The sequence below is a fragment of the Aestuariicoccus sp. MJ-SS9 genome (assembly GCF_032586235.1).
In the GTDB taxonomy this organism is placed as follows: domain Bacteria; phylum Pseudomonadota; class Alphaproteobacteria; order Rhodobacterales; family Rhodobacteraceae; genus Aestuariicoccus.
Map to the genome: position 1 here is coordinate 1 of NZ_JAWHTD010000076.1, position 9,316 is coordinate 9,316.

General features: G+C 59.6%; 5 protein-coding genes and 2 pseudogenes. 3 read left to right on the forward strand and 4 right to left on the reverse strand.

Going from position 1 to position 9,316, the window contains the following annotated elements:
- Positions 1-6: 6 nt before the first annotated feature.
- From RXV88_RS22435 to RXV88_RS22450, 4 genes and pseudogenes are all read right to left on the reverse strand, one after another.
- Entirely contained in the window at positions 7-1,683 is a 1,677-nt protein-coding gene (locus RXV88_RS22435; protein ID WP_316295893.1) for a calcium-binding protein, read from the reverse strand.
- Positions 1,684-1,770: 87 nt separating this feature from the next.
- A pseudogene (locus RXV88_RS22440) lies at positions 1,771-1,896 on the reverse strand (transposase); the annotation flags it as partial.
- Entirely contained in the window at positions 1,886-2,023 is a 138-nt protein-coding gene (locus RXV88_RS22445; protein ID WP_316295898.1) for a hypothetical protein, read from the reverse strand. The gene RXV88_RS22445 and the pseudogene RXV88_RS22440, both read right to left, overlap by 11 nt.
- 458 nt (positions 2,024-2,481) lie before the next feature.
- On the reverse strand, positions 2,482-6,468 hold the full coding sequence (locus tag RXV88_RS22450; RefSeq protein ID WP_316295894.1) for an AAA family ATPase: 3,987 nt from the start codon (positions 6,466-6,468) through the stop codon (positions 2,482-2,484).
- A gap of 611 nt (positions 6,469-7,079) precedes the next feature.
- Here RXV88_RS22450 and RXV88_RS22455 point away from each other — a divergent pair.
- The 3 genes and pseudogenes from RXV88_RS22455 to tnpA all read left to right on the forward strand — a co-directional run.
- The gene (locus RXV88_RS22455; RefSeq protein WP_316295895.1) at positions 7,080-7,436 is read left to right on the forward strand and encodes a CidA/LrgA family protein; all 357 of its coding nucleotides are present in this window, start codon (positions 7,080-7,082) and stop codon (positions 7,434-7,436) included.
- Entirely contained in the window at positions 7,433-8,137 is a 705-nt protein-coding gene (locus RXV88_RS22460) for an LrgB family protein (RefSeq protein WP_316295896.1), read from the forward strand. The genes RXV88_RS22455 and RXV88_RS22460 overlap by 4 nt, the downstream gene beginning before the upstream one ends.
- Positions 8,138-8,243: 106 nt before the next feature.
- Positions 8,244-8,468: pseudogene (tnpA, locus tag RXV88_RS22465) on the forward strand (IS200/IS605 family transposase); the annotation flags it as partial.
- Positions 8,469-9,316: the final 848 nt, after the last annotated feature.

A 9,316-nucleotide genomic window follows, 5' to 3' on the forward strand; every position in this document is an offset into this window, starting at 1 on the left:
GTATGATCATATCACGATTCTTTCTCGCTGAAGCAGACCGACTGGAAGTCGGTGGGTTTGCTCCAGAGCGTGGATACCAAAGACGCCAGTTATCCGGACGCCACCCGCGATGCCGGAGACGGCGATATCGAACTCTGAGACGCCGCTCAGGTCCACCGTGTCCATGCCGAGACCGCCTGTGATCGTGTCGGCGCCGCCCCCAGCGGCGATCACGTCGTCCCCCGCGCCGCCATCCAACGCATCGTCGCCCGCGCCGCCCTCCAGCGTGTCATTCCCGTCATCGCCAAGGATCGTGTCATCACCGCCGCCGCCCGTCAGAATCTCAGAGGCATCGGTGCCGACCAGCAGAAGACCCGGCGTCACAACGATCTCCTCTAGCGACCCAATCACCTCTTCGACCGAACCGAACCCGTCTTTGTAGGTGACCGCGACTGAAAGCAGGGCGCCGACATCCGCGGTCACCACGGCATAAGTTGCCTCCGTAGCCCCAAGGATGTCGAGTCCGTCGCGGAGCCACTGGTAGGCAAAGTCACCCAAGCCGTCAGGGTCGGACAGCGCCGCAGTCTCCGCCATCAGGGTTGCCCCCACCTCGGGCAAACCGGATACCAGAACCTCTCCAACCGGGGGGAAATTTCCCGGCACCCCAGTTAGCGTGACGCTGCCGCCGTCGCCCAGACGCACCACCCGGTCGCCCTCATCGCTCACCCCTGCCGTGACGGCGTCCCATTCCTCCTCGGAGAGCCTTCCGAAATCGAGAATGTCCTCACCCAGGACGAAATCAGTGATCGTGTCATTGCCCATCCCTGTGTCGAGCACGAAGAAGTCCGACCCCGCTCCCCCGGTGAGGATATCGTCGCTGCCCCCCGGCGCTATGGTATCGCCCAGCCCGCTGCCCAGCAGAACCTCGCTCCGCACATCGCCGCGCACGTAGAGTGGCACCTCTGGCGTGAAGAGAGAGGGCTGCGTAAGAAAGCCTTCATAGTTCACGGTTCCGGAGCGGTTCAGATCATCCGCCGCGTCGAGAACCAGGCCCTCGATGATCTCCGGCGATGTGGTGGCGAAATAGTTCTCGGTCGCGTCGAGGTCGTAAACCATGCTGGTCGGAAGGTCGATCGCCAACGATCCGTCTGGTACGGAGAAGGTGTTGCCGCGCAGAAGGATGGCGTCGTTAGGATTGTGCCAAGCAACGATGGCCCCCATCGCGGAGCCGAGATTCGGCTGGGTTGGCTCGAAGAACGCGTTGTCACGCACGATGACGCTGTTTATCGCGCCGATGGACAGCCCCGCGGAATGCGAGAACAGGTTACGTTCAAAACTGCTGGTCGCCGTCGGATAGTGAACGATGAACCCGCCTACGCCCTCGAACGTGCTGTCGGCCACCTGAAACGACCCCCAACCCGGTCCATCTAGGAAAGCCCCGCCTTCGAACTCGGCGTGGAAAATGTCTATACGTCCGCCCGGTACTGCATAGTCAGCTCGCAATCGAACGGTGGTTTCACTGAAATGCACCGGGCTTTCGCTTGATCCAAGCACACGCATCGATCCGAAAACCTCAAATTCACCGCCAACGACGGTCGCTCCCGCTTCGATGGTGAGCGTTACGTTGTGCCCGATCTGAACAACACCATCTAGCACCCTGGTGCTGCCGGCATCCCACGTCGCATTTTCTGTGATGATCAACATCGCCTTCGCCGCCTGAGTTTGATCCTGAGACTTGATACAAGGCACAGAGCGGCGTCGTAATTGACTGAAATCATCTAGGGTCAGGATTCATAACCAGTAGATGACGGTTGCGGCGAGAGCGATGGCCGACAGGAAGACTTTTGGACAACGGTCATAGCGGGTCGCAACGCGCCTCCAGTCCTTGAGCCTGCCGAACATGATTTTAATGCGGTTCCCGCTCGAACCATTCCCAGTCGATCAGCGCAGCGAGCTTCACCAGCTCGTGCCGCATGTCGATCAAATCGACCAAGCGCGGGCGCAGCAGGTCGTCCTGTTCCGGAGCGCGGTCGCGATGCTTCATGGGAAGATCCGAAATTGCAGGGTTTTCAATGGAATCCTATGAAACCCTGCAGGCCAAAGCCAACAAAATAAGACATTTCTCACATAAATTCAGAGCGTTGGGCGTTGTTCAGACCCGACCAATTACTGCGTCGAGAAGATCGTCCTGCGTGTTGATGTTATCTTGGGGAGGGCTAAGACCGTGACCGGGCATGTCCACATAAATGCGCTTCCACCCGTCGCATTGCTCAAAGACAGGCTCCAAGCTCTCCATCATGTGGCGGTGGTCCAGCGTGGAGCCGTGCAGGATTAAAACAGGCCTACCGTCTCCCTTTATCACATGATGTAGCATTTTTTGGTGTCCTCCTGCGGGAAATCTAACCTCGCAAAAGTAGTTGGTCTAACGTGATGTTTTCGCGGCGCTGCTGGCCGTGGAATACGCCTTCGTGTCTGTGCTGTCCTGGGAGGCGGTTGTAGTAATCAGGCCAGAAGGTTAGCGTCTAGCGTTTCCAGCCAGAACCACATCTCCATTTCGCGGTACATCCTGGCAGCATTGCCGAGGCTGGCGCGCGCTTTGTCCGCTTCGGCCAGAAGCAGTTGAACTTTCCCCAGTCCATTATGACAGTGGGCTGCGAGCGGACGCATTTCGAGTTTATCTGCCAGAAGCAGAGCGCTTGTGTAATGCTGATGGGCCTGTTCCGGATCGCCGCCCCGTGCGGCAGCTTCGGCCAAGATGTGCAACGCACCAGCTTCACCCGTTCTGTGGCCGGAGTTCTCGGCCAGGCTCAATGCGCGCCCTGCCAGATCAATCGTATCTTCAAGCCGGCCTGCCAAGACGCTGGCATGCCCCAGGGGCACAAGGAATAGCGACAGCCCAAGTTGATGGTTCATCTTGTCGAAGACACCGACGGCCTGCTCCAGCAGAGGCAACCCCTCGTGGGTTCGATCCGTCAGAGCATAGGCATACCCAAGAGAGCCGCTGTGCGCCGCGACCATGAATGGAAAATCGAATTGCTTGGACAGGCCCAGTCCTCGCTCCAGCAGATTGATCGCAGGTGCAAAGTCACCGCGTGCCAGGTGCAAGTCTGCAAGACACCAATACGCCACGGACATGCCGTAGGGGTCGTCCGCGCCGTGCGCACGATTGACAGCTTCCTCACCATGGACGATGCCGCGTTCGAACTCCCCTCGAACTGCTTTGACTTTTGTCAGGTAGGAACGCGCGGTTATGTCAGGGATCTGCATGACCACGAACGGCTTGTCGATCGGACCTTCGTCAAGAAGTTCCAGCACATCGAGAAACAAGCGCTCTGCCTTTCGGTAATCCGTGACCGTGAAGAAATTTGTCCCCAGCAGCAACGTTGCTTCTACAAGCAGACGTGGGTCTTCCAGTGACGTGGCAAGACTGCGTGCCTCCTCACCGAATTTGATCGCTTCTTTTGATTTTCCGCTCAACCATAAGGACTGACACATGTGCGTGCAGAACTGGCATTGTCTCAGCGGGTCGTCGAGTTTCTCGATCAAGGTCCTGGCTTCGAGCAGATAGTCGACGGCCCGGCCAAACTCGCCCAGCGGGGTCAGCGCAGTCTTCATCTCGAACCGCAGATCGACCGCCTGCTGTAAGGTCTCGCGGTTGTCCGGCAGGCGATCAAGGGCATGAAGGGCTTGATCGAGGAAGTCGGCGCTTTCCCGGTTTGCCCATCGTTTCTGCGCCGCTCTGCTGGCATCCACCCAGTACTGAACGGCCTCGACGGTCCGCCCCGCCTTTGAAAGGTGATATGCGACAATGCCTGCCGAATTCCCCGGATGGCCAGAGGCCTGCCCGATCAACTCCTCCGCAATCGTCGAGTGCAGCTGTCGGCGCTGGTCCTTGAGAATCATGCCATAGGCCGCATCGCAGATCAGTATATGCGTAAAGGAATAGCTGGCGTTCGGCGGCGTCCCTCTCCGGGAAATCAGGCCCGACGCCATCATGCGTTCAAACGCGGCATTCAGACTGACAGGCTCCAGGCCCAGCAGCGACGCCATCAGGGCATGGGAGAACTCGCGTCCGACTACTGATCCTGCCATTGCGACTTCCTTTATCTCACCAAGCTGGTCGAGACGGGCGATCAGGGACGATTGCAGCGTGGTCGGTATGTCCAGCAGGCCTTCGACCCCATTCACGTCAGCCGAGCCTTCCGACAACCCGCTTTCCATCATGTGCTTTGTCAGTTCGCTGAGGAACAGAGGCACACCATCAGCTCGGTCGACAATCTGTTCGATGACGGACTCCGGAATTCGCGTACGCCGAGTGATGCCGGAGACGAGTCCGAAACTTTCACGGCGGTCGAGACGACTGAGGTTCAAAGTGGTCACATGCGGCTGACCGACCCACATCGGCTGATGTTCCGGGCGCATCGTGATGATCATGAGTACCCGAAGCTGCGGGATGCGGGCAATCATCCGGTCCAGAAGATCCAGCGACGTCGGGTCGATCCAGTGGATATCTTCGAACAGCATCACGACGGGACCTTGCGCCGCGACGCTTTCGAGCCAGGCGAGGCAGGCAGAAAGCACCATCTCGCGCTTCTGTGCCGGGGTTCCCGGGGGCACCGGATACCGCGCGTCCGCGGGCAACATCAGAATCTCGCCCAGCAGGGCCACGTCACGGGTCGGATCAGACGAGTGAGGACCGATCATGGCATTGAGCGTCTCATACTTTTCGGCCAAGCTTCGCGCGGAGAACGCGTTTGAATTCCATTCAAGCGAGCTTACAAATGGGTGCAGCGGCCGCATGCCGTGACGAGAACAGAAGAACCGAAACCGGGACGACCGATCCGGGTCCAGTTTTTGCAACAGGTCTTCGGCAAGGCGGGACTTGCCGATTCCGGGCTCGCCCGAGACCAGGACGACGCGCCCGTTGCCGTCCTTGGCTTGATCCCAACGCCGGAGCAGCAGATCGACATCTTCCTGCCGACCCACAAGGGGGGGGGGCCGCGGCCCTTCCGTTTTCTGGCGGTTGGCAAGGAGCCTTTCGCCGCACAGCTGCAACGCCCCTGTTCGGGACGCGCGCTGTCCGGATGTGTCCATATCGATGGCGCGAAACTCGAAGCGCTCCCCGAGCAACAGCCGGGTATTCCGTGATACCACAACCTGACCGGGTGCGGCCAAGGCTTGCATCCCGGCTGCGCGGCCGGGGGCCTGGCCATTTGCAAAGGGACGCTCCGTGTGATCGACGCCATTTCCGTTAGCGACGACCACCAGTCCGGTGGCAATGCCCACGCGCGCCCTTATTCCTGCCTCGGCAAATGCATCCATTCCATCGACCGCCTCGACAAGGGCGAGGCCGGCGCGGGCGGCTTGAACGGCATCATCCTCGTGGGTCGTAGGGTAGCCAAGGTAGATGTGCACCGCGTCAACCGACGACGGCGCGACATGGCCGCCAAAGCTGAAGGCAACGTCCTGCGCCAGTTTCCTGAAACTTGCGAAAAGCGCGCCCGCCTCTTCGGGATCGTCTGGTCGCGAATTCTGTGCCGCGCCGCCGAGGCCGCAAACGAGGATCGAAACCTGCCGGCGTAGCGATGCGGCAAGGTCCGGCACCCCTGGCCGCCGGGCCGCTTCTCGCGGCCCACCTTGAAAAGTCTCGGCAACGGGCGTCACGTCGCGGTCTTTTCGCAACGGAGGCGCCGGGACAGCAGGCCGTGATGGCTCCAAATGGGCGGCCGCCCCGGGATCACGTTCACCTTCGCCCCCGCTCTTGTTGCCAGATTCGAAGACAATCGACCGCGTCTCGGAGTCGGGCTCGGTGTCCAGCTCTGCCTTCAGAAATGCAGCAAGGTCCTGAAAGTGCTTGATCGCCTCGGACCTTCGTCCGGTCGCGACCAGGGAGCTCAGCACCAGACGGTGGGCATCCTCCCTGAACCTGTTGAATGCCGCGGCCCGCCGACCAAGACGCAATGCTTCCTCGGCCTGCCCGGTGGCCAGCTCGCGTCCACCCTGCTGCACCATTGCGCCGATAGCGCGTTCGGACAGCCGTTCACGTTCCGCGATCAACCAGTCGGTCCAGGCAAACTCGTTCACAAATACATCGTCTAGCAAAGGCCCGTCATAAAGGTCTGCGGCAGCCGCAATCGAACTGGCGCTGTTGATTGTCAACAATCTGTCCAGGCTGACCGCATCGCACTCAAGCATGCGTCGCGCCAAGGTGATTGCCCCCGCCTCGCTGACGATCACAGTGGATCCCAAGACCTGACGGATCCGCGACAAGGCCTGACGCAGGTTGTGGCGCGCCCTTTCATCGTTGCTGGAGCCCCATAGCAATGTTGCCAGCTTCTCGCGAGATTGTGGCACGGGCGCGGTACATGCGAGGTACGTCAGCAGGCACGCGTGCTTGCGCGTCGGAAAATCCAGGACCCGGTCCGATTGCGACAGATGAAAGCCACCAAGGACTTTCAGTCGGAGCGCTGGGCGATCGTTTGTATCCATTTCGGCTCTCCGAAAACCCGCATCAGACGGTCACCCGCCGCGATCCGGGAACCGCACGATATTTCCTGATGTTAAACGATTAGACGGACTGATGACGACGCATAGACGGTTCAACGAATAGCTTTCCACCAAACTGACAGGATGGGAAGCCCCCGAGCTACTCCCAGGATTGGAAGAATTGCAATGGCTCTTACATCATCAGTGACCTGCAACGGCTTGCGCGGACACAAGAGCAAAACCTCGTGTCGCGTGCTCCCGACACCGGAGCTTCGCGCCCGATTTCGAAAGCGCATGCCATCCGTTGGAAGCTTGCCGGATGCCGACGGCATAGCCATCGGCAATCTGAGCATGCCGCAGTCTGAGGTCCGAAGGCTACCCCAATCGGGAACGCGCCGTTCAGGGGGAATCGCGACAGAAAGCCCCCGGCAAGGGACTATCGTGAGAGTCGATCGCAACCTTCACGGGCAGCGGCTCATCTGTGGAGATAACGGAAACCAAGTCCGGTATTCGTACGAGCGTAACTTTGGAATTTTTCCGGCGTCTGGGGTACCAGCCTTCGGCTGCCTATCGCTTCCGGGCGGTGACGGCATCGCAGCGACCGCGAGCGCTAAATGATCCGATCCGCAGCAATCGTCCTGGCCTTGCTTGTTATCGGCGATGCCGTCGCCGCATTCTACGCGCTTCCGATCCCGGGCGCCGCCCTTGGTCTCGCTGCCCTCACCCTGGCTTTCGCACTTCGCGGCGGCCCAGACCCGGGATCAGAAGAGCTGTTCGATTTCGCAGCGCCCTATTTCCCGCTGTTCTTCGTGCCCGCGGCTGTCGGATTGATCGGGAGTATCGACATTATTTCTCATGCCTGGATCTCCATCCTCGGCGCCATCGCGGTGGGAACGGCTCTCACGCTGGTGATCACCGGGCAGGTCTTTCAGGCGTTGATGCGGCGCGTCTCTGGCAGAGCCAAAGCATGACACCCTTGTCCACATTGATCGAGCAACAGCCGTTGTTTGCGGTCTGTATCACGGTCGCAGCCTATGCAGCGTCCGAAGTTCTCTGGCGCAAGACCGGTCGGTCGGCACTGCTGAACCCCGTTCTGACCGCGACGGCTGCCGTCGCAGCCCTGCTGCTGATGCTGGGCATATCCTACGACGACTATATTCACAGGGCCGAGCCCATAAACGAAACGCTCCCACTTTTGATTGTCCTGCTCGCGGTCCCGCTCTGCCGGCAGTTCGCCCTGATCCGGACTGCGGGGTTCCCGATGAGCCTTGCGCTCATGATTGGCTCGGTCGTGGCGATTGCAAGCGCGCTGGCACTTCCCGTCGCCATGGAAGCGTCGGACAGCCTGCTGGCCACAATCGCCCCGAAATCGGTGACAACAGCAGTCGCCATCGAGATTGCCGATCGACTGGGAGGGGTCACCGGGGTCACCGCCGTAATCGTGATCTCTTGCGGGATTTTTGGCGCCGTTTTCGGACCGCTGCTTCTGGAGGCCGCCGGGGTCCGGGATGATGCGGCAAAAGGCTTCGCTCTGGGCGTGGCCTCAAGCGCGCTGGGCACCGCCCGCGCCTTTCAGATTTCCGAAACGGCGGGTGCCTTCGCTTCGATCGGCATGATCCTGAATGCCGTGCTGACCATCTTTCTTGTCCCGGCCGTCATCGCACAGCTGTGATGCAAAAGGGCCTCTTGAGACGACAGACCTGAAATCCGGAAAGACGACACCATGGAGAAGACCCCGCGCGCTTCGCATTCGGCACCGAAACCTTCCCTGATTTCGGCTATCCGTGCCTCCAAAGCTCGCGATCTCCGATCTGGTGCGCAAGATGAAGGGTCGTTCGTCTCACAAGGTGCAACGAGAGTCCCCAGAACTGCGCAGGCGCTATTGGGGCCGCAGGTTCTGGGGGCGCGGGTATTTCTCGACAACCAACGGCGCCATCACCGAAGACATCGTACTTCAGTACCTCGAACAGCATATCGCCGATCCTACCGGCGCCAGCCGGTAGTGGTTCAGTTAGCAGTCAGGCAGAAATTTTTCCGCGTTTCAAACAAATAGACGTTCTCTTGACGTCGCATTGACGACCGGGAGCACGGTGTGCCGCCAATCTGAAACAAGGGGGCCAAGTCAGGACGGCCTCCGCAGAAAGCGATATTGCAGAGCTTATTTTCGAAGGAACTCGATCATGCAAAATCCAACTCCAACTTTCTCACCAAAGCATCTGATAGTTTTGTTGGGATTCACCGTTTGTCAATCTGCTTGGGCGCAATCGGTCCACGTGTCGGAGGCGCTGTCTCATTATGTTCCGGCGCAAGACCAACTCTGCAACTATTGCCAGGACTATTCCTCACCTGCTGAGGAGGGGGCGATCGTTCTGACGCGTTATCAACCTGGGATTGGATATCCTGGAACTTTCGGTAGATCGACGGGGATCCTGCCGCAAGCCAAGTTCGGTGTTGAAACGCCTTCAGTGGTCCAGGCGTCCTCGGCGAGCCGCTTAAAATAGGGCCTAACGAAGTCCAAATCCAGTTCGAACCAGATCCTGAAACTCGTGGCGAGCTGGCAGACGAATTCGAACTCGTCTTCGCTAATAGGGTTGCATTTGTGAAGTCCTTCAGGCGGTTTCACCGCTTTGGCATCTGTGTCCCGGCTGGGTTCATTCTTCGCTCCGTGGTCGGTGCACCTGTGTCAACAGGGACCGCCACAAGTTGGGACCAGAACAGGGTCGGCGCATCAATCTCTAAGGTAACGTGCTTTCCGTGATGGGTCTTGCCTGGCGGGTGCTGCCAGACGGATTCGAACCCGTCTCCACAAGGACAGTAGGACTGCCCTTATACCGCGCCAAGTTCGCGCCAC

Excerpts from the sequence above, each read along its gene's own strand:
- RXV88_RS22435 (WP_316295893.1), bottom strand. The coding sequence starts at position 1,683 with ATGTTGATCATCACAGAAAATGCGACGTGGGATGCCGGCAGCACCAGG.
- RXV88_RS22445 (WP_316295898.1), bottom strand. The coding sequence starts at position 2,023 with ATGAAGCATCGCGACCGCGCTCCGGAACAGGACGACCTGCTGCGCCCG.
- RXV88_RS22450 (WP_316295894.1), bottom strand. The coding sequence starts at position 6,468 with ATGGATACAAACGATCGCCCAGCGCTCCGACTGAAAGTCCTTGGTGGC.
- RXV88_RS22455 (WP_316295895.1), top strand. The coding sequence starts at position 7,080 with ATGATCCGATCCGCAGCAATCGTCCTGGCCTTGCTTGTTATCGGCGAT.
- RXV88_RS22460 (WP_316295896.1), top strand. The coding sequence starts at position 7,433 with ATGACACCCTTGTCCACATTGATCGAGCAACAGCCGTTGTTTGCGGTC.